Here is a 1,290-nt window from a genome sequence, read left to right as displayed (position 1 = left end):
AGTGCAGATGAGCGTTGACAAGCCCGGGAATGATGATCCGGCCCGCGAACTCGGCGACGTCAGCACCCCGGGGGTCGAGCCGATCACCGATCTCGGTGATCCGGTCGCCGTCGACGAGGATGTCGACCTCCTCGACGTCGGGACGATCCAGCGCCATGGTGATCACCTGCGCACCGCGCAACAGTGTGCGGCTCATTCGTTTCTCCCGTCACCCGTGAGGGCAAATCAGCGGACAGGCCGAAAGGCATGTGGTCGGCGCAGACACCGATACGCCCCCGGTCGTGGCTCGACAAGGGGCTCGCGCCTCGGGCCGACACAGATCGGCGACCGGCGAAGGGCGAACCACCCCTCACGTTCGAAGGTCGAGCGATCATGCGAGCAATACGGATACAGTGTGACCGATATTTCACCGCGGTGTCAAGCAATACCCTGCGCCAAGCTGTCGGCCCGCATTCCGGGATCGTGGACCAGGCGATGGTCGATCGCGCCCACCGGCTCTGGAACAGACCGGGCAACCGTTCAGCGTTTGTGGACTTCGTCAACACCGACCAGCCCGACCGCACCGGCGAGATTCCCGCCATCTCGGTGCCGACGTTGGTGTTGCGTAGCGCGAGTATGGACGGGCAGCATTTCACCCGCGACATCGCAGGCGTATCGAGAAGGTCCATCCGGAGGGCGGTCACCTGCTCCCGGAGGAAGACCCTCAGTGGGTCGCCGAGACGACCCGCGAGTACCTGACTTCCCTGCCGCAGAGCGGGGTGAGCCGCTGAAGTACTTTTCCGCTGCCACAGAAAACTGTCGGCTCGACGCCGAAGCGCGCCGGAGTTTGCGCGGCAGTTACATCCGATCGTCCGACGGCATCGCACACTACGAACTGACCGGCCGTGAGGGCGGTGACATCGTTGTCCTCACCGGCGGACTGATGATCCCGTTGTCCTATTGGGACGCGGTGGCCGCGGCACTGCACGCCCGAGGATTGCGGACTCTGGCCTACAGCGGTTACGGACGCGGCTACTCACATCGCGTCCAAGGCGGCGCCAGGCCCGGCCGGGTCCGTCCGGAAGCGTTGACCTCACGGCGGCCCGATCGCGGTCCTGCCCCTGGTGCTGCTATCCGAGGTGGCGTCGTGGTCGGTAAGCCGGAGCTGCCCATCCAATCAGTTATTTCCGAGGAGGGCCGCAAGCGCGAAGATCACCTAGTGCCTCGTCCAAGTAGGTTGCCTCGGTAACCGGGTGTCGGGTTGATCGTGGACCTGTTGCCGGTGATGCTGCCGGTGGAGGTGGTGCTGGT

1 pseudogene is annotated in these 1,290 nt (G+C 64.9%); it reads right to left on the bottom strand.

What is annotated here, in order from left to right:
* A pseudogene (locus ACWEKR_RS35565) lies at positions 1-196 on the bottom strand (amidohydrolase family protein); the annotation flags it as partial.
* Positions 197-1,290 lie beyond the last annotated feature (1,094 nt).

It is taken from the genome of Nocardia sp. NPDC004573, assembly GCF_053602135.1.
This window is presented reverse-complemented; position numbering and strand designations above follow the sequence as displayed.